At 45.6% G+C, this 23,808-nt stretch carries 25 protein-coding genes; 17 read left to right on the top strand and 8 right to left on the bottom strand.

The genetic code is table 11. From position 1 onward, the window contains the following. Positions 1-7 precede the first annotated feature (7 nt). The 5 genes from A28LD_RS08835 to mutH form a co-directional block, all read right to left on the bottom strand. On the bottom strand, positions 8-1,084 hold the full coding sequence (locus A28LD_RS08835; protein WP_007420737.1) for a methyltransferase: 1,077 nt from the start codon (positions 1,082-1,084) through the stop codon (positions 8-10). Between the two features lie 78 nt (positions 1,085-1,162). Further along, positions 1,163-2,194, bottom strand: coding sequence for a succinylglutamate desuccinylase/aspartoacylase family protein (locus A28LD_RS08830; RefSeq protein ID WP_007420736.1), 1,032 nt, complete (start codon positions 2,192-2,194; stop codon positions 1,163-1,165). Between the two features lie 30 nt (positions 2,195-2,224). Continuing rightward, complete coding sequence (rimK, locus tag A28LD_RS08825; RefSeq protein WP_007420735.1) at positions 2,225-3,130, bottom strand: 30S ribosomal protein S6--L-glutamate ligase; 906 nt, start codon at positions 3,128-3,130, stop codon at positions 2,225-2,227. Next, a complete protein-coding gene (locus tag A28LD_RS08820) occupies positions 3,127-3,579 on the bottom strand; it encodes an ATP-dependent zinc protease family protein (RefSeq protein ID WP_007420734.1) in 453 nt (150 codons plus the stop codon). The genes rimK and A28LD_RS08820 overlap by 4 nt, the downstream gene beginning before the upstream one ends. Positions 3,580-3,690: 111 nt before the next feature. Then, a complete protein-coding gene (gene mutH / locus A28LD_RS08815; RefSeq protein ID WP_040487267.1) occupies positions 3,691-4,353 on the bottom strand; it encodes a DNA mismatch repair endonuclease MutH in 663 nt (220 codons plus the stop codon). 176 nt (positions 4,354-4,529) lie between these two features. On the opposite strand from mutH, the gene rppH reads away from it, so the two are divergent. The 6 genes from rppH to tcdA are packed head-to-tail and all read left to right on the top strand — an operon-like array spanning position 4,530 to position 10,795. Next, complete coding sequence (rppH, locus tag A28LD_RS08810; RefSeq protein ID WP_007420732.1) at positions 4,530-5,045, top strand: RNA pyrophosphohydrolase; 516 nt, start codon at positions 4,530-4,532, stop codon at positions 5,043-5,045. 3 nt (positions 5,046-5,048) lie between these two features. Further along, positions 5,049-7,322, top strand: coding sequence for a phosphoenolpyruvate--protein phosphotransferase (ptsP, locus tag A28LD_RS08805; RefSeq protein ID WP_007420731.1), 2,274 nt, complete (start codon positions 5,049-5,051; stop codon positions 7,320-7,322). Continuing rightward, complete coding sequence (locus tag A28LD_RS08800) at positions 7,322-8,119, top strand: sulfite exporter TauE/SafE family protein (RefSeq protein ID WP_007420730.1); 798 nt, start codon at positions 7,322-7,324, stop codon at positions 8,117-8,119. The genes ptsP and A28LD_RS08800 overlap by 1 nt, the downstream gene beginning before the upstream one ends. Before the next feature lie 55 nt (positions 8,120-8,174). After that, positions 8,175-9,071 (top strand): prolipoprotein diacylglyceryl transferase, encoded by an 897-nt coding sequence (gene lgt / locus A28LD_RS08795; protein WP_007420729.1) that lies wholly within the window; start codon positions 8,175-8,177, stop codon positions 9,069-9,071. A 60-nt stretch (positions 9,072-9,131) separates the two neighbouring features. Then, on the top strand, positions 9,132-9,965 hold the full coding sequence (locus A28LD_RS08790) for a thymidylate synthase (protein WP_007420728.1): 834 nt from the start codon (positions 9,132-9,134) through the stop codon (positions 9,963-9,965). 41 nt (positions 9,966-10,006) lie between these two features. Next, positions 10,007-10,795: a tRNA cyclic N6-threonylcarbamoyladenosine(37) synthase TcdA gene (gene tcdA, locus A28LD_RS08785; RefSeq protein WP_040487265.1), complete on the top strand. Its 789-nt coding sequence runs from the start codon at positions 10,007-10,009 to the stop codon at positions 10,793-10,795. Positions 10,796-10,852: 57 nt separating this feature from the next. Here the strand turns inward: tcdA and A28LD_RS08780 are convergent, their stop codons facing one another. Beyond that, positions 10,853-11,341 carry a SufE family protein gene (locus A28LD_RS08780; protein WP_007420726.1) on the bottom strand — a complete coding sequence of 163 codons (489 nt, stop codon included), beginning with the start codon at positions 11,339-11,341 and terminating at the stop codon, positions 10,853-10,855. A gap of 246 nt (positions 11,342-11,587) precedes the next feature. Here A28LD_RS08780 and A28LD_RS08775 point away from each other — a divergent pair, with 246 nt between their 5' ends. The 5 genes from A28LD_RS08775 (at position 11,588) to A28LD_RS12170 (ending at position 16,365) form a co-directional block, all read left to right on the top strand. Then, a complete protein-coding gene (locus A28LD_RS08775; protein ID WP_007420725.1) occupies positions 11,588-12,337 on the top strand; it encodes an electron transfer flavoprotein subunit beta/FixA family protein in 750 nt (249 codons plus the stop codon). Continuing rightward, the gene (locus A28LD_RS08770; protein ID WP_007420724.1) at positions 12,334-13,266 is read left to right on the top strand and encodes an electron transfer flavoprotein subunit alpha/FixB family protein; all 933 of its coding nucleotides are present in this window, start codon (positions 12,334-12,336) and stop codon (positions 13,264-13,266) included. The genes A28LD_RS08775 and A28LD_RS08770 overlap by 4 nt, the downstream gene beginning before the upstream one ends. 192 nt (positions 13,267-13,458) lie before the next feature. Next, positions 13,459-15,261 (top strand): DUF1302 domain-containing protein, encoded by a 1,803-nt coding sequence (locus tag A28LD_RS08765; protein WP_040487206.1) that lies wholly within the window; start codon positions 13,459-13,461, stop codon positions 15,259-15,261. Between the two features lie 144 nt (positions 15,262-15,405). Beyond that, entirely contained in the window at positions 15,406-16,113 is a 708-nt protein-coding gene (gene ung, locus A28LD_RS08760) for a uracil-DNA glycosylase (protein WP_007420722.1), read from the top strand. Positions 16,114-16,203: 90 nt separating this feature from the next. Further along, positions 16,204-16,365, top strand: a complete 162-nt coding sequence (locus tag A28LD_RS12170) for a DUF3545 family protein (RefSeq protein WP_007420721.1) — start codon at positions 16,204-16,206, stop codon at positions 16,363-16,365. 77 nt (positions 16,366-16,442) lie between these two features. Here A28LD_RS12170 and suhB read toward each other — a convergent pair whose 3' ends face one another. After that, positions 16,443-17,243 (bottom strand): inositol-1-monophosphatase, encoded by an 801-nt coding sequence (suhB, locus tag A28LD_RS08755; protein WP_007420720.1) that lies wholly within the window; start codon positions 17,241-17,243, stop codon positions 16,443-16,445. Between the two features lie 187 nt (positions 17,244-17,430). Between suhB and trmJ the strand changes: the two genes are divergently transcribed. The 3 genes from trmJ (at position 17,431) to A28LD_RS08740 (ending at position 20,027) form a co-directional block, all read left to right on the top strand. Further along, positions 17,431-18,156, top strand: coding sequence for a tRNA (cytosine(32)/uridine(32)-2'-O)-methyltransferase TrmJ (gene trmJ, locus A28LD_RS08750; RefSeq protein WP_007420719.1), 726 nt, complete (start codon positions 17,431-17,433; stop codon positions 18,154-18,156). Positions 18,157-18,344: 188 nt separating this feature from the next. Then, positions 18,345-18,827 carry a Fe-S cluster assembly transcriptional regulator IscR gene (iscR, locus tag A28LD_RS08745; RefSeq protein WP_007420718.1) on the top strand — a complete coding sequence of 161 codons (483 nt, stop codon included), beginning with the start codon at positions 18,345-18,347 and terminating at the stop codon, positions 18,825-18,827. 45 nt (positions 18,828-18,872) lie between these two features. Beyond that, the gene (locus tag A28LD_RS08740; RefSeq protein WP_007420717.1) at positions 18,873-20,027 is read left to right on the top strand and encodes an IscS subfamily cysteine desulfurase; all 1,155 of its coding nucleotides are present in this window, start codon (positions 18,873-18,875) and stop codon (positions 20,025-20,027) included. A gap of 42 nt (positions 20,028-20,069) precedes the next feature. Here A28LD_RS08740 and msrA read toward each other — a convergent pair whose 3' ends face one another. Beyond that, entirely contained in the window at positions 20,070-20,633 is a 564-nt protein-coding gene (msrA, locus tag A28LD_RS08735) for a peptide-methionine (S)-S-oxide reductase MsrA (RefSeq protein ID WP_007420716.1), read from the bottom strand. 247 nt (positions 20,634-20,880) lie between these two features. Between msrA and ndk the strand changes: the two genes are divergently transcribed. The 3 genes from ndk (at position 20,881) to A28LD_RS08720 (ending at position 23,730) form a co-directional block, all read left to right on the top strand. Next, positions 20,881-21,312, top strand: a complete 432-nt coding sequence (gene ndk, locus A28LD_RS08730; protein ID WP_007420715.1) for a nucleoside-diphosphate kinase — start codon at positions 20,881-20,883, stop codon at positions 21,310-21,312. An 85-nt stretch (positions 21,313-21,397) separates the two neighbouring features. Next, positions 21,398-22,534 (top strand): bifunctional tRNA (adenosine(37)-C2)-methyltransferase TrmG/ribosomal RNA large subunit methyltransferase RlmN, encoded by a 1,137-nt coding sequence (locus tag A28LD_RS08725; RefSeq protein WP_007420714.1) that lies wholly within the window; start codon positions 21,398-21,400, stop codon positions 22,532-22,534. A gap of 56 nt (positions 22,535-22,590) precedes the next feature. Then, positions 22,591-23,730 carry a RodZ domain-containing protein gene (locus A28LD_RS08720; RefSeq protein ID WP_007420713.1) on the top strand — a complete coding sequence of 380 codons (1,140 nt, stop codon included), beginning with the start codon at positions 22,591-22,593 and terminating at the stop codon, positions 23,728-23,730. Positions 23,731-23,808: the final 78 nt, after the last annotated feature.

Here is a 23,808-nt window from a genome sequence, read left to right as displayed (position 1 = left end):
GTGCATGCTAATTATGTTCTGCCTGCGTTATTTTTTTTGGGTGCGTAGCTAACCATACTGTGAATTTTGGTGTTTCCGCCAAAATGTTTACCTGCTTAAAATTGCTACTCAGTGTTTCGCGGTAAGGCAAAAAAGTATTCGCAACAATCAGCAGTGAACCATTCGCTTGTAGCTTTTGGCTACTTTCATGAATGAAATTCTGAGTAATTTGATAATCAGTTTGTTTGCCGGAATGGAACGGTGGGTTACTGATAATCCATTCATACTTCCCGGATACTTTAGCTAAACCATCGCTGGCAAATACGTTAGCTTCAACACCTGCGTTTGCTAATGTGGCTTTAGTAGCTTCAAGGGCTAGCACGCTAATATCTACCGCACTGAGCTTAATATTTGGGTTCTGGAGGGCTACCCAAGCGCTGATAATGCCAGCGCCACAACCAAAATCGAGCACGCTGCCACTAATTTTGCTGGGTAAGTTTTCCAACAACAATTGAGTGCCGGTATCTATGTGGCCGCTACTAAATACCCCTGGCAAATTGGCAACCTTAAGTGTTATTGGCTCTTTATTATTGGCTAGTTCAACATTATATTCGCTAATGAAAGCTTCTTTTTGGAACGCTTCTTGCGCTTGCAAACTTCCACTTAGTAATTGGCAGTGGTTACCACTGGCGAGCTTGTTAAACGTTTGCCACCCAGCATGTTCTTGCTTCAAATATGAACGAATACCGGTATCGTTATGCCCCACTAACCAAATGGGTGTTGCTGCCGCAACTACAGCACGCAAGTTTGCTAGAAGCATGCGAGTAAGTTGCTTTTCCTTGGGTATATTCAAAATTATTCCGGCAACCTTAAGTGGTTCACTTAGGTGTGCTTGAAACAATTCTAAATCATTTGCTTGAGCAGAAAGCGCCTGCGCATTCAAAACCCAACTGATACAAGAAAAGCCAGCGTGGCCAAGCTCTTGTGCCATGCCTGCACTCGGGTTCACCAGCAGCACCAAACGCTCACCCGTATCGGTTTGCGAGAGGTGGGCTTGTATAAGGTTCGCTTGGCGAACGAGTAACTTAGTTGCTGCTACAGACATTGGGAGCCTTTTGCTGATTTTTGCTACGGTGTTGCTATGCTGATGCTTACCTTGGGTATTGCTAACTAGATCGGGCTATTAGCTTGGCCGATCTGGATAAGCTTCTACAAACATATCAACCATTTCTGTGGCATTCGGAATTTCATTGGCATCGAAACAGGCAATGTGAAACAGAGCCTCGCCCTCGTTGCTTACTGGAATATTGCTTATACCAATAACAATGCCGCTTACTATTGAATAAATCGATGTATGTTCGCCACCATGTGGAGGTGCAACGTGGGCTAATAGTTGGCCACGATGAACAGTTTGGCCAAGTTCAACTTTAGCAAGCACTAAGCCATCGCCCTCACTGCGCACCCAAACTGAGCGCTGTGCGAATACCGGGGTTACTTTTTTACGAGTTCGCCGGCCTTTCATCATTTTCAGCATTTTCATAACGTTGGTAACGCCGTTAACACCCGCGCGTATTGCTGAATAATCGAAGCGCAACGCTTCACCGGCTTCATATAAAATCAATGGAATATTAAGTTCTGATGCTTGTGAGCGTAACGAACCGTCGCGATCTTTGGAGTTCATAATAACTGGGCTGTTAAAGGCTTCGGCCATTTCAACCGCTGTTTCATTATCCATGTTTACGCGAATTTGCGGCAGGTTACTGCGATGAATAGCTCCGGTGTGCAAATCGATAATATAATTTGCCCGTTCCACCAACTGGGTGCGGAACAAATAGGCTAAGCGGCTGCCAAGAGCGCCGCGTTCAGAGCCAGGAAAACACCGATTGAGATCACGGCGATCCGGTAAATAGCGGGTTTGCTGAATAAACCCAAACATATTTACTACCGGCACTAACAATAGGGTACCCGTAAGGTTCACTGGATCGATATCTTGAATCAAACGCCGGCATATTTCGATTCCATTCAGCTCATCGCCATGGATTGCTGCACACACTAGCAGCACAGGGCCGGGCTTACTGCCATGCAATACTTCAACGTGTAAATCGAGTGGTGTATCAGAATATAGGCGTGCTGCGGGAAGAAGAACCCGTTCTTGAGTTCCAGGGGCAACCGATATTTCGCCCAACAAAAACGGCTTACTAAGTTTACGTGCCATGAAGGTTAGACCTTAAAAGAAGATCGCGGGTTAGCCGCGACCTTTAGTTCGAGTTTTATGAAGCTGTGCGGTTTTTTCAATAAAGCTAATAATTTGCGCGGCAACATCTTTTTCAGTTGCGGTTTCAATACCTTCAAGCCCTGGTGACGAATTCACTTCCATTACTAATGGGCCGTGGTTTGAGCGCAGTAAATCAACACCGGCTACGTTTAAGCCCATTGTTTTTGCCGCTTTAACTGCGGTAGAACGCTCTGCAGGGCTCAATTTTACCAAGGTAGCGCTACCGCCACGGTGTAAATTTGAACGGAATTCGCCGGGTTTAGCTTGGCGTTTCATCGCAGCAATCACTTTATCGCCGATTACGAAGCAACGAAGATCAGCGCCACCAGCTTCTTTGATATATTCCTGCACCATAAAGTGTGCGTTCAAGCCCATGAAAGCTTCGATAACGCTCTCGGCAGCTTTGCGCGTTTCAGCAAGCACTACACCTATACCTTGGGTGCCTTCCAATAGTTTAATAACTAAAGGCGCACCGCCAACCATATCAATTAAATCTGGAATATCGTTTGGCTTACTGGCAAAACCGGTTACTGGCAAGCCAATACCTTTACGCGATAGTAGTTGCAGCGAACGTAATTTATCGCGGCTGCGGCTGATGGCTACCGATTCGTTGAGTGGGTAGGTGCCCATCATTTCGAATTGGCGTAATACAGCTGCACCATAAAACGTAATTGAAGCGCCGATACGTGGAATAACAGCATCGAACTGTGGTAATTCTTTGCCACGCATATGAATTTCTGGCTCTTTGGCGTTGATATTCATATAGCAGCGTAGTGGATCGAGCACATGCATTTCATGCCCTTTAGCTTCACCAGCTTCAATCAATCGACGAGTTGAGTACAAATTCTTGTTCCGCGATATAATAGCGATTCTCATGCTGGTTTCCCTTGTAAGTAAGAAGCTTCGGGGTTCACTAAATAGCGGCCATTCAAAGCTTGGCGGCCAAGTAGCATTCTGAACTTCATTGTATCACGATTCGTTAAGGTAAATTCAGCATAAAATTCTTCGGCCCGAGGCCCAAAGCCAACGCGTACTCGCGTGCGAATTACATAACGAATCTCGGTGTGGCCGCCAGAATCGGTAACTGCACGTTGTTCCAGTATTGGCGCCTCGACAACTTGTTCAGTTAAATCATCTTGAATGGGGTGAACCCAAATGCGTAACCACTCTTCGCCGTTCTTATCAAAAGGCTCAATACGGAAAGCATGCAGGCAAGAGGTGCGAGCACCAGTATCTACTTTGGCTTTAATGGCTGAAATGCCTAAATCAGGTAGCGATAACCACTCTCGCCATCCAGTTACTTTCTGTTGCTGTTCGTTTATCACCGATTAATTATTCCCGAAAATGTAAGTACTGTTGAATTTAGCGCAATTTCCCGCGGAGTTAAACTAGTGAAGTGAAACAAAATGCGGCTTTGGCGTTTAGTTAGCATCAGTTTAAGAAAGCTGTAAACCAAGGCCTTCGGCTAGAACTTGTTGAGTAAATTGCTTTTTTAGGTAATAACCTCGGGGAAGCGTTTGTATGGGCTGGCCATGGCGGCCAACAGCGCCGGTTAATGCTTTACTATTCGCTGCTTTAGGGCGCAGTTGCAGAGCGGTCCCTGTTCTTGCGGTAATGCTTTCTACTTGGCCCAACATAATGGCCTCGGTGATTTCCTCCCAATCCGTTCGTAACAAACGCTCTTGTGCCGCTGTAGGTTGCCACAGTAGAGGCAAGCCCACTGTGCGTTCAGCAACAGGGATTTCGCGGCGGCCATCAATAGGAACCCAAAGCACTTTACTAAGTTTGTTGCGAACATTGCTTTGTTCCCAAGTTACCCCAGTTAATCCCAGTAGTGGCGCAATGCATACGTAGGTTGTTTCTAGTGGCATGGCATTTAGATTCACTGGAATAGTTTTTAATTCAATACCAAGAGCGGGGAAATCTTGCTCCGCTCGCGAACCAGCGCTAGCACCCAAAAACAGTTCAAGTAATTGGCCTGTCCAGCCTTTTGCATTGCGAAGGCTATTCGGCACGGCAACGCCGGCAATATCGGCGAGCTCTTGAAATGAGCGTCCAATTAACTGCTCAGCACGCGCCATAAGCTCTTGTTGATTCATTGGAGGGGCATTAGCGGGTATAATGCCATGGTTTTCGAATTGATTTGGCAACCTGAATTTGCTCCTTAGATGCAAACGTTTTTTAAATATAGTGGATATAGTAAAAGCGTAAGATATTTGCTGCAAGCGAGGGTTTGTGGAAGAATCAAGAAAAGCTTTATTAAGAGGATGCTCGCGTGATTGATGCCGAGGGATATAGATCGAATGTCGGCATAGTGATATGTAACGAGCAGGGACAAGTATTTTGGGCACGGCGCTTTGGTCAGCAAAGCTGGCAATTTCCTCAGGGTGGTATTGACGATGGTGAAACCCCTGAACAAGCAATGTTCCGTGAGTTATATGAAGAAGTGGGCTTAACGCCTGATCAAGTCGAGATCGTGTATACCAGTAGAACTTGGTATCGCTATCGGCTCCCAAAACGTCTCGTGCGTAAAGGTTCAAAGCCGGTGTGCATAGGCCAAAAGCAAAAATGGTTTTTGTTGAAGCTTACTTGTGCGGAATCGGAAGTGGATGTGTTGCAATCAGGCCACCCGGAGTTCGATGGTTGGCGCTGGGTTTCATATTGGTACCCAGTGCGCCAAGTTGTTGCTTTTAAACGGGATGTATATCGGCGTGTAATGAAAGAATTTTCTTCTGTGGTGATGCCATTTCGCCATAAAGCGCGCCCTAAACGATTCAAACGTAAGCGGTAACCCATGCTAACCGTATTGCAACGCATAGTAGAGGCAGTAAACCAAGCGCCCGATTTAGATTCGGCGCTGGCGCTTATTGTGCAAAAAGCTCGGGCGGCACTAGGCAGTGATGTGTGTAGTGTTTACCTAGCTGATCACGATGCTCAGCAATTTATTTTGATGGCCACCGAGGGCCTTAATTTAGATGAAAATGACCGCGTAACCTTAGCCTTTGGCGAGGGCTTGATCAGCTTAGCGGCGCAGCGTGAAGAGCCGCTGAATATCGCGAATGCCAGCGAACACCCGAATTTTAAATTAATTGAATCGGTGGGGGAAGAAGCCTACCGAGCTATGCTCGTTGCACCCATTATTCATCAACGCAAAGTGCTTGGTGTGTTGGCAGCGCAACAGCGCAACGCACGGGCTTTTTCTGCCGAAGAGGAAGCCTTTGTAGTTACCTTAGCGGCTCAGTTAGCCACCGTAATTGCGCATGCAGAAGCACGTGGGTTAGTAAGTGGCCACTACTCGCCTTGGCTTCGTAACTTAACAGGTTTGCCGGGTGCGCCGGGTGTGGCTATTGGTGAAGCTTTTATTGGTAAACCTGCCGCCACATTGAGTTCAGTGGTGCCGAGGCGCACTGAATTTCCGTGGCGAGAAATTCACAAATTCCGTAAAGCGGTGTTGCAAACTCGCATGGAGTTACGCACTTTAGCCGACCAAGTGGCTGAGCATGTTGCTGAGGATACCCTAGCGATATTTGATGTTTATCAAAGCTTGCTTGATGCCTCAAGCTTGGGCGATGCCGTTGAGAACAAAATAAAAGACGGCTGGATGGCACAAACAGCAGTTAAAATGGCTGTTGAAGATTTCGTTTCTAAATTTGAAGACCTTGATGATTCCTACCTGCGCGAACGCGCGGTAGATGTTCGCGATTTAGGCCAACGCATTTTATCCTTTTTGCAGGATAAAAATGGCAATAAACCAAACTTTCCCGATTCTTGTATTTTAATTGCTGAAGAAGTTACCGCGAGCATGCTTGCTGGCGTGCCTAGAAATAAACTGCAAGGCCTAGTATCTCTGCAGGGGTCTGCAAACTCCCATGCTGCGATCATGGCAAGGAGTATGGGTATTCCTGCTGTATTTGGTGTTAGCCAAGTGCCGCTCGGTTATTTGGCTGATCAGCATTTAATTGTTGATGGCTACAGCGGTGAAATATTCGTAAACCCACCACAGCAATTGATGCATGAATATGAAATTCTTCGCAGTGAGGAATTTGAACTTGCGGAAATGGTTGCTGATCACCGTGAAGATGAAGCCTGTACTCTCGATGGTATAGCGGTTTCGTTGCAAATTAACGCGGGTATGAACGTTGAACATGATCAGCAGCGGCTTGGGCATTATGAGGGCATAGGCCTTTATCGCACCGAAATACCCTTTATGATGCGCGAGCGCTTTCCTACCGAAGCAGAGCAATACGATCTTTATCGGCCGGTATTAGAAAGCACTGGGCAGCTGCCGGTAGTTATGCGTACATTGGATGTGGGCGGTGATAAACCGTTACCGTACTTTCCAATTCATGAAGATAATCCGTTTTTAGGCTGGCGCGGCATTCGTATGACACTCGATCACCCAGAAATCTTTCTGGTGCAAGTGCGAGCGATGCTGCGGGCAAATATTGGCCTCGATAATCTACAAATTTTACTACCGATGATTACTACGCTAGATGAGGTAGATGAATCGATACGTTTAATTAACCAAGCCTATTTTGAAGTGCGCAATGAATTGTTACAAAGCCAACCAGGTGCGGTAGTAAGCCGGCCAAAAATTGGAGTAATGATTGAGGTGCCCGCATTACTTTATCAGCTTGAAGCCGTTGCAAAAAAAGTTGATTTCTTTTCAGTAGGAACGAACGATCTTACTCAATATTTGTTAGCGGTAGATCGCAATAATTCTCGGGTTGCGGGCTTGTATGATTCATTTCATCCAGCGATGTTACATGCGCTGCAATTTATTGTTGATCGCTGCCGAGAATTAAATAAGCCGGTGAGTATTTGCGGTGAAATGGCGGGTGATCCGGGTGGTGCTTTGATCCTTGTGGCTATGGGCTACAGGAGCCTATCCATGAGCACTCACAACCTCGATAAAACCCGGTGGATTTTGCGCCATTTAGATAGTGAAATTATGCAAACTTTGCTGAGCAAGGTGATGCAGTGTACGCACCCAGATCAAGTGCGCCGAATTGTGCGGTTGAAACTGGAAGCGTTGGGCCTTGGTGGTTTTGTTCGGGCGGGTAAATAGTGTTACTCAGTTTACTTATTTGCTTAGCAGGCGGTGTTGCTGCGGGCTTGCTCTCAGGTATGTTAGGCATTGGTGGCGGCATCTTAATTGTGCCGCTGCTAATTTATTTGTTGCCAATAATGGGGCTGCCCCCTGAAATAATTGTACCTACGGCTATCGGTACAAGCTTGGCAACGATCATGCTCACCACTTTATCAAGCGCTCGTGCGCATGCTAAGCGCGGCTATGTGTTGTGGCATTGGGTAAAACTTATTTCGCCCACGTTGATCGCTGGTGGCCTAATTGGAGCTTTTTTAGGCACACGGCTGCCGCCGGAATTATTGCAGCGCATATTTGCAATTATGCTGATGTTTTTAGCCGTTCATATGGTTTGGAAGCATCGGCCAAGATCTGAAGATCGGCGAATAAACCCACTAGGCGTGCAATCGTTTGGTGGCGCTATAGGTATTATTTCTGCGTTGGTAGGTATCGGTGGTGGTGCGCTAATCGTGCCCTTACTACATTTCTACCAAGTAGCAATGCGCAATGCGGTAGCTGTGGCGGCTGTGTGTAGCGTGCTGTTATCGGGTTTTGGCATGTTAACTTATATGTTTGCCGGGCCTCCAATTGGGGTAACCGCAATTTCTGGTTTAATTGGTTACGTGTATCTTCCAGCTTGGCTGGCAATTTCGGCTACATCAATGATTTTTGCACGAGTGGGCGCTGCTGTGGCACATAAATTGCCGGTACGATATTTGCAACGTGGTTTCGCGGTATTACTAATAAGCGTGGCACTTCATTTGTTTTTTGGTGGTTAATTTGAAGGCTTAAGAGCCTTGCATTGGCTGCGTTTGAATTAATTTAAGGATTTTCATGAACGGTGATTTTCTGCAATTTCCAAACTGGGACCCAGTAGCGGTTTCAATCGGCCCATTAGCGGTGCATTGGTATGGATTAATGTACCTCGTAGGTGCGGCATTTGCGTATTGGTGGGGTAACAAACGCGCTGAAGGAACGCCTGGCTGGCGGGCAGAAGAGTGGCAAGATATTTTATTTTGGGGCTTTTTGGCGCTAATTCTCGGTGGCCGTTTAGGCTATTTCTTGTTCTACCAGACATCTAGCTTTTTTGGCGATCCGCTCATGTTTTTCCGCTTTAGCCAAGGAGGAATGTCTTTTCACGGCGGGCTTCTTGGCGTAATCAGCGCGATGCTTATCTACGCAATAAAGAAAAATCGAGCTTTTTTACGGGTTAGTGATTTTGTTGCACCTTTGGTGCCTGTGGGTTTGGGTGCTGGGCGAATTGGTAATTTTATAAACGGTGAGCTTTGGGGCCGGGTAACCGATGTACCTTGGGCTATGGTATTTCCAAATCCAGCTGCTGGTTTGTTGCCGCGCCATCCTTCGCAGCTCTATCAGGCAGCCACTGAAGGGCTGTTATTGTTTTTGTTACTTTGGGCCTTTAGCCGAAAGCCACGGCCAGTAGGCGCTGTTTCGGGGCTATTTTTAGTGGGTTATGGTAGTGCACGAATAACAACTGAGTTTTTCCGTGAGCCTGATGCCCATTTGGGTATTTTGGGCATCATGAGCATGGGCCAGTGGCTTTCACTGCCGATGATTATTGGCGGCATTATCTTAATGGTGCTGGCGTACCAAGGTAAGTTTGGTGGCATGAAGCCGCTCGCTGAACATAGTGCAGAAGTAGCGGGTAAAAACGTTTCTAAGGCTAAAGCGGCGAACAAGAAAGCCGGTGTAGCGAAGAGAAAGAAATAACGTAAGCTGATCAGTAAACGAATTGATAACCAGTTAAATGAATTAATGAGGCCGTGATTTATGCGTCAGTATTTAGATTTAATGCGCCATGTAATGGAAAATGGAACCTTTAAAGAAGATCGCACCGGCACTGGCACACGAAGTGTTTTCGGTTATCAAATGCGTTTCGATTTAAGTGCTGGTTTTCCTCTGGTAACTACTAAAAAGTGCCATTTGCGCTCCATTATTCACGAGCTGTTATGGTTTTTGCAGGGCGATACCAATATTGCTTATTTAAAAGAAAATGGCGTGAGTATTTGGGATGAATGGGCAACCGCAAGTGGAGAGCTAGGCCCAGTTTACGGAGCAATGTGGCGAAATTGGCCAGCCGCTAATGGCGAAAGTATTGATCAAATAAGCGATTTAATTGCGCAAATTAAAAACAACCCAGATTCACGGCGGTTGTTAGTGAGTGCGTGGAACCCGGCATTGTTGCCTGATACAAAAAATTCACCGAAAGAAAATGCGGCAGCTGGCCTTCAAGCTTTACCGCCATGCCATACCTTATTTCAGTTTTACGTAGCTGATGGCAAACTCAGCTGCCAACTTTATCAACGCAGTGCCGATATTTTTCTGGGTGTGCCTTTCAACATTGCGAGTTATGCTTTGTTTACGCTTATGGTGGCGCAAGTGTGTGGTTTAGAACCAGGTGATTTTATTCATACCCTAGGTGATGCGCACTTATATTCAAACCACATGGAGCAAGCGGAGTTGCAATTGAGCCGAGAGCCTCGGCCGCTGCCGAAAATGACATTGAATCCAGAAGTTAACGATATTTTTGCCTTCAGCTTTGATGATTTTGAATTAAGCGGGTACGAGCCACACGCCCACATTAAAGCGCCTGTTGCGATATAATACGTGCACGTTTTTTGTAGATAGGAACATAAATGAGCTCGATGACAGAGTGGCAGCGGCGTTTTAGTGGTATTGAGCGGCTTTACGGTGCTACCCAAGCAGGGCAAATTGCGAAGCTGCATATTGCGGTTATTGGCCTTGGTGGTGTTGGCTCGTGGGCTGCTGAAGCGCTTGCGCGCAGCGGTGTTGGTAACATTACTTTAATTGATCTCGATGAAGTATGCCTGAGTAATACCAACCGGCAATCACACGCACTAACGCATACTGTGGGGCAGTTGAAAACGGAAGTATTGGCCGAGCGAATTCGCGCGATTAATCCCGATATCAAGCTGCATATCGTTGATGATTTTATTACCAAAGATAATATTTCTGAGTGCTTAACGCCGATGCCTGATGGTGTACTCGATGCCATTGATAGTTTGCAAGCGAAAGTAGCCTTATTGGCTTGGTGTAAGCGGCAAAAATTGCCGGTGATAACCACCGGTGGAGCTGGTGGGCAAATAGATCCAACAAAAATTGCTATCGCTGATATTGCCAAAGTAACGCAAGATCCGCTGATGGCGAAAGTGCGCAATCAGTTGCGCCGAGATTATGGTTTTAGCCGCAATCCTAAACGTAAATTTGCCATAGATTGTGTGTATTCTACCGAGCAGCTGCGCTACCCAGATGCAGAAGGTTGTGTTTCTTATGCAAAACCAGGGGAAAATAACCAACGAATTGATTGTAGTACTGGTTTTGGTGCCAGCATGATGGTTACTGCTAGTTTTGGTTTGTTTGCTGCTGCGCGCTTATTAGAGAAGGTATTACCGAAAGTAACACCAAGCTCTTAATAGTATCCTAAGCGCTATAGCGCCGATAGAGCTTTTTTGGCGGTAGTAAAGCCTTAGTTAAATAAAAGTTTTTGCAACAGCTTTTGCATGTTGGCAAATATGAAATAACCCATTACTGCGCGAAGGCGTAAGTTGTTGCTGTAAACCACAGCACTGCAGCCAATCATTAAAAGAAAATGATAAGATATAAGCTGCGGGTTGGTTTTGAACAGGCGCTAAGAGAATCACCAGTAGGCCGCGAATTAAACGTGAACTACTATCGGCATGAAAACGTAGTGTATTATCAGCCGTTTGTTCGATTTTCAGCCATACCGGCGCTTCGCAGCCACTTACAGCAAATGCTTGGGTATGCTCAACAGAGCCCGATGGCAAGCCTTTGGCGAGTTCCAATACATAACGGTAACGTTGTTCCCAATGCGGGCTTTGCTGTAGCTTTTTAAGTATTTCGGCCGCCGCTGGGTTAATTTCAACGGCTAGGCCAGTAGCTGAACCATTAGCTGAACCATTCGTGATGGCATTCATGTTTTGCGTGTTCGAGTTCGGCATTTTAGGGCTTCACGGTTTAAGTTTATGTTCTTGCTCAGGAATGGCGTTTGCATCAGTACTTGCGTGCATAGTGCCATTTTTTACAGGTTTATTGTGCTGTTTTGAACAGGGTGCCAGTTTCAGTTGACACCTCAACGCCAGCAAATTTTTATCATTATAGCGAGAACACTTGTTTCATGCAGGCTGCTTTTACATAATGCAGCCTGAAATCGGTTTCGATACAGAAATTATCAGAAGGAAGATGTTATGAAAATCTTGGTCGCGGTTAAGCGCGTGATTGACTACAACGTCAAAGTACGTGTGAAAGCTGATCAATCGGATGTTGATTTGAGCAACGTTAAAATGGCGTTGAACCCATTCTGTGAAATCGCGGTAGAAGAAGCCGTGCGTTTGAAAGAAAAGGGCGTAGCGGAAGAAGTTGTGGTGGTATCTATTGGCCCGAAAGCTTGCCAAGAACAGATTCGCACGGCTTTGGCATTAGGTGCTGATCGTGGCATTCACGTTGAATCAGAGGTTGCCCCAGATTCTTTAGCCGTTGCTAAAATCTTGAACAAAATCGTAGCTGAAGAAGCACCACAGTTGGTGATTCTAGGTAAGCAATCAATTGATTCTGATAACAACCAAACTGGGCAGATGCTTGCAGCTCTGGCTGATATGCCGCAAGGCACATTTGCATCAGAAGTTGTGGTTGACGGTGATAAGGTTCAGGTTACTCGTGAAGTTGATGGCGGCTTACAAACTGTTGAACTTACATTACCTGCCATTGTAACCACCGATTTACGCCTGAACGAACCGCGTTATGCATCGTTACCTAATATTATGAAAGCGAAACGCAAGCCACTCGATGTGAAAACTCCAGAAGAGTTAGGTGTAAGTATCGAAAGTAAGGTTTCTGTGTTGAAAGTTGAAGCACCTGCAGAGCGCAGTGCCGGTGTGAAGGTAGCCGATATCGCAGAATTAGTAGAGAAATTGAAAAACGAGGCAAAAGTATTATGAGCATTTTAGTTGTCGCCGAACACGATAATAAAGCCCTTAACCCAGCCACGTTAAAAACGCTTACTGCTGCACAGGCAATGGGCGATGATATTCACGTTTTAGTTGCCGGTGAAGGCAGTGCAGATGTTGCGGCAGAGGCAGCAAAAGTAGCTGGCGTAGCGAAAGTATTGCATGCTGATAATGCCGCGTATGGCCATCAGTTAGCTGAAAACGTGAGCGCTCTGGTAGTTAGCATTGCAAAAAACTACAGCCATATCGTAGCGCCTGCTACTACTACCGGTAAGAACTTCATGCCTCGCGTGGCTGTGCTTCTCGATGTTGCACAAATTTCCGATATTATTGGTGTTGAATCGGCAGATACATTCCGCCGCCCAATTTATGCCGGTAATGCTATTGCCACCGTGCAATGCGCCGAAGAAATAAAAGTAGTAACCGTTCGTGCTACCGCATTTGATGCAGTTGCAGCGGAAGGCGGCAGTGCTTCAGTTGAAACGTTAGATGAAGTGTTTTCTTCTAATAAAGTAAGCTTTATCGGTGAGCAAGTTGCAGCTTCTGAGCGGCCTGATTTATCAGCCGCTCGGGTAGTGATATCTGGCGGCCGTGGTATGCAAAATGGTGAGAATTTTGTATTGCTCGAAAAAGTTGCAGATAAACTTGGTGCTGCCATTGGTGCTTCACGTGCTGCTGTAGATGCGGGTTTTGTGCCTAACGATATGCAAGTAGGCCAAACCGGTAAAATTGTAGCGCCAGATTTATATATTGCTGTAGGTATTAGCGGTGCTATTCAACACCTAGCTGGCATGAAAGATTCGAAAGTAATTGTTGCGATTAACAAAGATGAAGAAGCCCCTATTTTCCAAGTGGCGGATTATGGTTTAGTGGCTGATTTATTTGATGCATTACCAGAACTTGAAAGCGCATTATCTTAACTGCGTGACAAGCAGGTTAGAGGTCTGCTAACCTGCTTGTTAAGAATATATTATAAAAAAGTTGGAAAAATGATATGAAACACTTGCTTAAATGCGAGTAATCATACATGATTTTTCCAAAGTCATTAGCCAGGGACTCCCGATTCGGGGTACGCAGGATAGGTGGCAACAACAATGAAAAGAAGAACAACTATGTTTAAAAAACTTCCATTAGCTTCTGCAGTAGCAGTAGCGATCGCAGCCGTACCAGTACAAGCCGCAGATTTCGATTTGGGGCCTTTCGCCGTTCAATTTGATTCAACATTCTCGGTAGGTGCCGTTTGGCGTACCGGTTCTCGTGATGCGCGCGTTTTACACCCGGGTAACTACGAAGGTGGACGTGGGCAATCGGGTGTGGCTGATGATGGTAACTTGAACTTTGATCGTGGCGATATGACGTCATTAGTATTTAAGGGTATTCACGACCTTGATATTAATGCTGGTCGTTACGGTGGCTTCTTTACGCGCTTCAATTACTGGCATGATGCGGTAATAGAAAGCGAAGGCGTGGCTCATGGTCATACCGGTAATAATTACACCCCAAATTCGCGCCTTGAAGGCGACGCCTTTGATGATTACTCACAAGGCCAAGGTTTTAACGTACTTGATGCGTTTTACTACACGCAGTTCGATGTTGGTACTACGCCGGTAGATTTACGTATCGGCCGTCAAGTTTTAAGTTGGGGTGAGAGCACGCTGGTATTCAACGGTATTAACTCTATCAACCCATTAGATGTTAACGCGGCACGTCGGCCAGGCGCTGAAGTTCGCGAAGCACTTCTACCAGTGGGTATGGTGAGCTTATCAGTTGGTGTTGCTCCGAATACTACTGTTGATACGTTTGTTGGTTTTGAGTGGGATAACACTAAGCTAGATGGTTGTGGCACGTTCTTTTCTACAGTTGATATTTTAGGCGGCCAAGGTTGTAACAAAGTTACCTTGAACCCTGAAGTAGCACCAGGCCGTTTCTTAAGCGACCAAGAATCAGTTGAAGCTGGTTTATATGTATCCCGTGCAGCAGATAGAGATGCTAGCGATGGTGGCCAGTGGGGTGTAGGTGTGCGCCACTACTCACTAGATTTAGATACTGAATTTGGTTTGTATTACATTAACGTACATAACCACGCGCCAATAGTTTCTGCATACGACTGGGATACGCCAAATATGAGCAACAACATTGTTGCTTCAAATGGCCCGATGTATTTCCTAGAATGGCCTGAAGATAACCAAATTTTTGGTGCTAGCTTCAGTACTACATTAGCCGGTTGGTCTTGGGCAGGTGAAGTAAGCTATCGCCCGAATCAGGCAGTGCAAATTAATACTACTGAAATCCTTACTGCAGGCTTGCGACCAAACGTGCCAAGTACATTCACTGGCCGTATTCAACAAGCGCGGCCAGATGGTATTCCAGTAGGTAACTACGCGGCTGGTTTTGAAGAGCTGAAAGTTTATCAAGCGCAAATGACGTTCATTAACTTCTTCGAACAGTTCTGGATTTCAGATCGAATGACATTACTTGCTGAAGTTGCTACGAACCACATTGATAACTTGCCTGATTTGGATACGCAGCGTTTTGGCCGTAACCCAGTGTACGGTAAGTGCTTAACAGTGCGTGATCAGCGTCAGCTAGGTAACCCAGCTGCAGCTTCAGATATTAACTGTGATGGTTTCGTAACTACTACTTCATTTGGTTATCGTTTACGCGCAGTATTTGATTTCAATAACGTGTATCGCGGTTGGAATTTATCGCCTACGTTAGTGGTGAACCATGATATTAAAGGTTATTCACCAAACGCAAACTTCATTGAAGGCCGTTTGAACCTAGGTGTTGTGTTAAATGCCACATATATGAGCAAATATAACGTAACTGTAGGTTACAACAACTACAGCGGTGCAGATTACGACCCAATGCAGGATCGTGACCATGTATCAGCAAGCTTCTCAGTAGCGTTTTAATATTGAGTATGTTTGATAAAAACCGCCTTCGGGCGGTTTTTTGTTGGCTATATTTACCTATTTGTAGAAAGTTACTGAGCGCATAGGTTCGGTAATTGAATACTAAATCATTGCCGTTTAAACAAAATCGCTGAAGGAAAGAGCATGGTGAGTTGGCAGGCCTTTATGGCTCAGGAACAGCAGCAATCATACTTCCAAAAGCTGCAACAAAAATTAAGCGAAGAACGCGCAAGTGGTGTGGTGGTATACCCACCAGAGCACGATATTTTTAAAGCGTTTGAGCTCACGCCTATTGAGCAGGTTAAAATCGTTATCTTAGGGCAAGATCCCTATCACCAGCCGAATCAAGCGCATGGCTTAGCTTTTTCGGTACCTAAAGGAGTAAAGCCACCGCCTTCTCTGAAAAACATCTACAAAGCAATCATAAATGATTATCCAAGCGCTCAAATTCCAATGCACGGTGATCTGCAAGCATGGGCTGAGCAAGGTGTTTTACTTCTAAATACATCACTAACGGTACGCGAAAGCGTAGCAGGCTCGCATGCTAAATTGGGTTGGCAACAATTCACTCAAAATGCGCTTCGCTATCTTGCCCAGTATCAAGCTTGTGCCTACCTTTTGTGGGGCAAGCATGCTCAGAATGTTGCAGAACCTATTGTTGCAAACTCCATCCATAGAAAAAGCTCTTTAGTGCTTAATTCGGTTCATCCTTCGCCACTTTCTGCGCATCGAGGGTTTCTTACTTGCGGACATTTTCGCGCCGCTAATAAGTGGTTGCAGGAACAGGGTAAATCTCCTATTCGATGGCTCAATACTGAAACTCCAGAATCCGAACAGTACACATTTTTGTAACATACTTCTTTTATAATTTCGCTGCTTGTGGTACAAAGTAACTGCGCTTTAACAAAAATATAACAGTGATATTTTTAAAAGGGGAATCCCATGAACGACGAACTCAACAATACTGAGAAATCAAGTAAGGGTCGGGCAGCAAAGCGGAAATGGCGAGAAATTGAAGCAATTCAAGAACGCCAACGCCTCGAAAAGGAATTAACAGATATCGACTACTGTTATGATTTAGAAACAGATGATTTAGAGTTTTAAATCATCTTGAATTCTAAACAAAAAACGCCGCATTAATTGCGGCGTTTGTGTTTCTAAGAACCGAGCTAGAAGTAGCTTTATTTGCGCATTGATGCCGATAATAAAGGCCGCATTTGCGAAACCATAGTTTGTAACACTCGCGGTGTAGCGGCAACGATGTTTCCAGAATTGTTGTGGTTGGTGCCACCGCCAAAATCAGTAACAACACCACCAGCTTCACGCACTAACAGTTCACCTGCTGCGGTATCCCAGTATTTTAGGCCCGCTTCAAAGAAACCATCATAACGGCCAGCGGCAACATAAGCCAAATCTAACGCTGCTGCGCCTGCGCGGCGAATATCGGCTGTTTGTTCAAAGAATTTGTTAAACACAGCTTGGTATTCTGGAAGTAAATGTTTCATCCGGCATGGGAAGCCAGTAGCAAGTAGGGCACCATCAAGATCTTTACCGCCGCCAACACGAATGCGGTAACCATTAAGTTGCGCGCCTGCACCGCGGCTAGCGGTGAACATTTCTTCGCGCACCGGATCATACACAACAGCGTGTTGTGTTATACCCTTGTGGGTAAGTGCAATAGAGATACAGAAGTGTGGAATGCCACGAATATAATTGGTAGTGCCATCGATTGGATCGATTACCCACAGGTAATCCCCTTTAGCACCGTGTTCACCTGATTCTTCCGCTAGAAAGGCGTGATCTGGATACGATTTTTTAATCGTGCTGATAATCACTTCTTCACAAGCTTTATCAATGTTTGAAACATAATCATGTAAGCCTTTTGAGCTTACCTCAACTTGATCAGGCTGAGCGAATGATTTCATAGCTACACGGCCGGCTGCACGAGCAGCACGCACCGCAATGTTTAAAATTGCATGCATGGGAATTTCCTGTACTGGCAAAGAGCGGGTGAAAAATTCGTCGGTATTATAGGCATGTTCGTACTCAGATGCAATCAAACTCCTGCTGTGCTAGTATCTGAGCGCTTTTTTGTTCGCCGGTATAACGGTATTATGCACTGAACGGCCACGCACTATATGGCTTCAATATAACGATGGAAGTTGCGGAATGTTAAGCGAAATTCGAATTGTGTTAGTAGGTACCACCGATCAACGGAACATAGGTTCGGCAGCTCGGGCAATGAAAACTATGGGGCTACAAGAACTTGTGCTTGTCGATCCCCAAGAAATACCGCAGGGCAAAGCACAAGCGTTAGCTGCTGGTGCAACCGATGTTCTAGCGAATGCTCGAACGGTTGATACATTGGCTGAAGCGCTTGCAGATTGCACCTTGGTGCTCGCTACTAGTGCTCGAAATCGCACCCTAGATTGGCCGCAATTAACGCCGCGTGAAGCTGGTGAGAAGGCAATTCATGAAGGCTTGGGTGGAGCGAAAGTTGCGATTGTATTCGGGCGTGAAGCTAGTGGTTTAACTAACGAAGAACTGCAACAGAGTAATTTCCATATTCATATTCCAGCAAACCCGGAATACAGCTCATTGAATTTGGCAATGGCAGTACAAACGGTTAGTTATGAGATGCGTATGGCTTTTCTTGCGGTTCAATCTGAGCCGGTTGCGCCTGAGCAAGAGTATCCATATCACCGTGAAGTTGAAAGTTTCTATGATCATCTGGAGCGAGTACTCACTCACTCGGGCTTCATTATCCCACAGCATCCAGGCACCGTTATGACAAAGTTGCGCCGGTTGTTTACTCGGACTCGGTTGGAAGAAAATGAATTGAAAATTTTGCGCGGTGTTTTGTCGTCTTTGGAGAAGCATGTTCCGAAAACGTAAACTTGAGTGTTTTACTAGGTTAAATACTTGATAGGAATAGTCGGGAATGATAAAGTTTCATGCATAAACTCCCTCTGCGTACGTTCCTGTGAGCCTTTACTTTCTTTTCTATAAATAGATTGAGAGGCAAAAATTAGCGGTACGCATGAGCTTTCAAACTCGAAAGCAATAGTTAAATGAGGTAATGCATGCGATTAACATCAAAAGGCCGATACGCAGTTACAGCGATGCTTGATGTAGCTTTGCACAAAGATAAAGGGCCTGTACCTCTGGCCGATATTTCCGAACGCCAAGGTATATCACTTTCCTACTTGGAGCAGCTTTTTGCTCGTTTACGCCGCAGTGGGATTGTGAGCAGCGTGCGTGGCCCGGGCGGTGGTTACCAGCTAGGTAGATCAGCAAGTGATATTTCAGTAGCCGCAGTTATTCATGCGGTAGATGAAAGCATTGATGCCACCCGCTGCCAAGGTAAATCTGATTGCCACGGTGGTACACGTTGCTTAACGCATTCGCTTTGGGCGGGTTTAAGTGAGCGTATTGATGAGTTTCTTTCTGCAATTACCCTGGCTGAATTGGTAGCGCAGCAAGATGTGCAATCACTTTCTGAGCAACAAAAAAAGCGCTACGGTGAGAATCACGAACACAAAATTGAATTAAATTTGCACATTTAAAGCTCTGCGGCATTTACTAACTCAGCCGCAACGAGGAATAACCTGATGAAATTCCCCATCTATCTTGATTATGCCGCCACTACTCCGGTGGATTCACGGGTGGCAGAAAAGATGATGCAATACCTAACTATCGACGGCATATTTGGCAACCCAGCTTCTCGCTCGCACCGGTTCGGTTGGCAGGCTGAAGAAGCAGTTGATGAAGCACGCGAACGGGTAGCCGAATTGTTGAATGCGGATCCTCGTGAAATCGTATTTACATCGGGCGCTACTGAAGCCACAAACCTGGCTATTAAAGGCGCCGCAGAATTTAATCAAGGCAAGGGAAAGCACCTTATTACGGTAAAAACCGAGCATAAAGCAACGCTCGATACCTGTAAGGAATTAGCGCGCCGCGGGTTTGAAATTACCTACCTAGATGTACAAAGTAACGGCGTTCTGGATTTACAAGCGCTGCGTTCAACAATACGGCCTGATACCGTGTTAATCAGCGTGATGCAGGTTAATAACGAAATCGGTGTTATTCAAGATATTGCGGCGATCGCGAAGATCTGCCAAGAACAGGATATTATTTTTCATGTTGATGCGGCACAAAGTGTCGGCAAAATGCCGATTGATGTGCGTGATTTAGATATTGACATGCTTTCTCTTTCGGCACACAAAATGTATGGGCCGAAAGGAATTGGCGCGCTATATGTTCGCCGCAAGCCGCGCACCCAGTTGGTTGCACAAATGCATGGTGGGGGCCATGAGCGCGGTATGCGTTCAGGCACACTGGCAACTCATCAAATTGCTGGCTTGGGAGAAGCGGCGCTGATTGCAAAGCAAGAACTAGAGACGAATTCTCAACGCATTCAAGCTTTACGCAGTGATTTTACCAATGAAGTGCTTTCAATTGCTGGCACAAAAATTAACGGCGAGCCTGCACAGAGTGTTCCCGGGATAGTGAATGTTGCTTTTACCGACGTAGATGGTGAAAAGCTATTGTTAGCTCTGCAAGAGCTTGCGGTTTCCTCTGGGTCGGCTTGCACATCGGCAAGTTTAGAGCCTTCATATGTGCTTCGCGCGATTGGGCTCAGTGATGAATTAGCGCATAGCTCCATTCGCTTTAGTATCGGTAATTATACTACCGCTGAAGAGCTTGATTACACCGTTGGTTTGTTACGCGATGTAGTGCCACGCTTGCGGCAGCTAGATTAAACCGCAAGCGATGTTTCTGGTTGTTCGGCTAACTTGCGAAAGTTAGCTCGCTTGGGCGGAGATAACAGGTTTAAGCTTGGCTGCAAAAGTGCGGCGAAATTTAGCTAACTTCGGCGAAACCACTGCTTGGCAGTATTGATTTTCTGGGTTCCGTTCAAAGTAGTTTTCATGATAATCCTCGGCTGGATAATAGCTTTGGATTGGCTCTACTTGAGTAACCACTTTGCCTGGCCAGATTTGCTCTGCTTCGATTTCCGCAATAATTGCTTCTGCAGTTAGCCGTTGCTCATCGTTATGATAGAACACGCCTGAGCGATATTGGGTTCCAATATCATGGCCTTGGCGGTTTAGCTGCGTTGGGTCATGCAAGGCAAAGAACACCTCCAAGATTTCCCGAAAGCTTATCTCACTTGGGTTGTAAATTAAGCGAATAACTTCAGCGTGGCCGCTATCACCATTGCAAACTTGCTTGTAGGTTGGGTTGGCGATATCACCATTGGCATAACCTGAACTGGCTTTCTCTACGCCTTGGAGTTGGTTAAAAGCTGATTCCAGACACCAGAAGCAGCCACCAGCAAGGGTTGCTTCCTGAAATAAACCGGCCATAAATACCTCAATTAAATAGAATCAAATAACCATCTGGACGTCTAAACTACACCAGAATAGTAGGTTTGCCAATAGGCGAATACACAAAAGCGAAATATAAACGTGTAAATATATTTTCAAGATTATTCGAATGACTAGCGGAAACTGAAATTTACTGGGAAACTTGCTCTAAATCACGTATAATCCGTGCGTCTTTTTTAACCACTTTGAATGGCTCTGCGGAGCCAACTTTTACCAGGAGTATACAATGGCTTTGGAACGCACACTTTCCATCATCAAGCCTGACGCGGTTGCTAAAAACGTGATCGGCGCAATCGTTAATCGTTTTGAAACTTCAGGCTTACGTATCGTAGGTCAGAAAATGATGCATTTAAGCAAAGAACAGGCTGAGGGCTTCTATGCTGAACACAGCGAACGTCCTTTCTTTGGTGCATTGGTTGAATTCATGACTTCAGGCCCTATCGTTGTAATGGCGTTGGAAGGCGAAGATGCAGTTCGTAAGAACCGCGAAATCATGGGTGCTACTAACCCGCAAGAAGCCGCTGCCGGTACTTTGCGCGCTGATTTTGCAGAAACTATCGATGAAAACGCAGTTCACGGTTCAGATGCAGTTGAATCTGCAGCTCGTGAAATCGCTTATTTCTTCTCTGATGAAGAAGTTTGTTCACGCACTCGCTAAACTGTAAGCGAAGCGCGTGATTAAAAAGGGGCTTTAAGCCCCTTTTTTGACTATGTTTGTAGTCATATGAAGAGAGGTCAATGCAATGGAAACCACAATGAAGAAAGTTAACTTACTTGATTTGAACCGAGAAGGTATTCGCCAGTTCTTTGCTGAACTTGGGGAGAAGCCATTTCGTGCCGATCAGGTAATGAAGTGGATATACCACTATTGCATTGACGATTTCGACAACATGACAAATTTGAATAAGCCTTTACGTGAAAAACTTAAGCAAATCGCTGAAATTAAGGCACCTGAAATCAAGGTTCAAAAAGAATCGATCGACGGTACCATTAAGTTTGCGATGGAATTAAGTGATGGCCAAGAAGTAGAATCAGTATGGATTCCAGAAGCCGACCGTGCCACGCTTTGCGTATCTTCGCAGGTAGGTTGCGCATTGGAATGTACTTTTTGCTCAACCGGCCAGCAAGGCTTTAACCGTAATTTGAAAGTTTCGGAAATCATTGGCCAAGTATGGCGAGTGAATAAGTTGCTTGGTTCCTACGGCGATACTGGCGTTAAGCCGGTAACTAATGTTGTAATGATGGGGATGGGCGAACCGTTGCTGAACATGAAAAATTTGGTGCCAGCACTGCAATTAATGCTCGAGGATTTCGGCTACGGCTTATCCAAACGCCGCATTACCGTAAGTACATCGGGCGTGGTACCAGCGCTTGATCAACTTCGTGAGCAAGTAGATGTAGCATTAGCGATTTCATTGCATGCACCAAACAATAAATTGCGTGATGAAATAGTACCGATTAACAAGAAATATCCGATAGCTGAATTTTTGGCAGCATCACGCCGCTATGTGGAAGCTTCGAAGGCGCAAACTAAGGTAACGGTAGAGTATGTGATGATTGACCATATCAACGATTCTACTGAGCACGCGCATGAGCTCGCCGAAGTGTTGAAAGATACACCGAGCAAGATAAATTTAATTCCATTTAATCCTTTCCCAGGCTCGGAGTACGGGCGCTCAAGTAATTCTCGTATCGACAGATTCTCTAAAGTGTTGATGGATTACGGATATACCGTTATTGTAAGGAAAACCCGTGGCGATGATATCGATGCGGCATGCGGGCAACTTGTAGGTGATGTTGTGGACCGCACAAAACGATTATTAAAACGACAAGAAAAACAAAAATCTGGGGAACCGATCCAAGTAAATGTGGTCGGTTAAGAACGTGCGCGAATAATAGCTATGGATAGCAATAACGTGGTGAATCTCAATCTATCATGACAAATAAAAATGAATCAGACGAAGATCTGCAACCAGAAGTTGTAGAAGAGCTCATCGGGGAGCGGCCAACGCCAGGTGAATTATTACGCTTAGGGCGTGAAAATATGGGCCTTTCGGTGGGGCAGGTTGCCGATAGGCTGCGCTTACGCCAGCAACAAATTCAAGAACTCGAAGACAATATATTTACGGCTCACGTTAGTGGAACCTATATCCGTGGCTATCTTCGTTCTTATGCAAAGTTACTTCATATAGATGATGTTGAGATTCTTTTGGCGTATGAGCATCTTACTGGTGATGAAAAGCCCAAAGGACAGATGCAAAGCTTTTCCAAAAAAACTAGTATTGAAACCCAAGACAGCCGATTAATGTTTTTTACTTGGATCATCATACTGATTCTTATTGGTTCGGTAGCTGTATTTGTTTGGCAGCAATTCGTTGAAGATCGGGAACAGGCGAATTCAAGCAGTATTGAATCGTCTTTTGAAGTAGCCGATTACTCTGCTGAAACACCTACTGATTACGATAGTGTTGAAGCAGAAGGGTTGCAACCGACCGACGAACAACTCGGTGGTGTTGATAGCGGTGTAAACACAAGTAACCTAGGGGAATTGTCAGCAACAACACTAGCTGCTGGTTCTGAACCAGCAGCGGGGCAAGTTCCCGGGCCTAGCAACCAAACAACTGATAGCCAAGCAATTAATGCTGCTGGTAGCAGTACACCTGCGCAACCGCCGAGAGAGAATAACCGAAATGCTAACGAATTGGTTGATAATACCAATACAAATCCGATTGTTGGCGATGTAGGTTCTACAACTGGTACAGAGATTGCGGATACAGAAAGCGCGGATACTGAGAGTGCTAATTCTAATCGAGCTACTAATAACCCGGCGGACCAAGGTGAACTCGTTTTAGTATTTTCGGGCGATAGTTGGATTCGTATTGAAGATAATTCAGGTGAGGCAATTGCTTACGGTGTAAAAGAAAGCGGTTACGTGATGCCCTTGAATGGTGCTGCGCCATATGAGCTAACCTTAGGTGCACCAAGCGTTGTGGCTGTTTATTTTCGTGGTGAGCAGATAGATTTAAGTGAGTTTCGCGGCGGCCGCATTGCGCGGTTCACGCTTCCGCGCAGCTAAAATACGGCACCACTAGATCAGCGAACGCGCCAGAGCGCGCAAGAATGAATCTGAATACTTCTAGAAGCACGTACTCAT

It is taken from the genome of Idiomarina sp. A28L (assembly GCF_000218785.1).
Taxonomy (GTDB): Bacteria; Pseudomonadota; Gammaproteobacteria; order Enterobacterales; family Alteromonadaceae; genus Aliidiomarina.
Note: the sequence above shows the minus strand (reverse complement) of the source record. Positions and strands in the feature narration are given on the sequence as shown.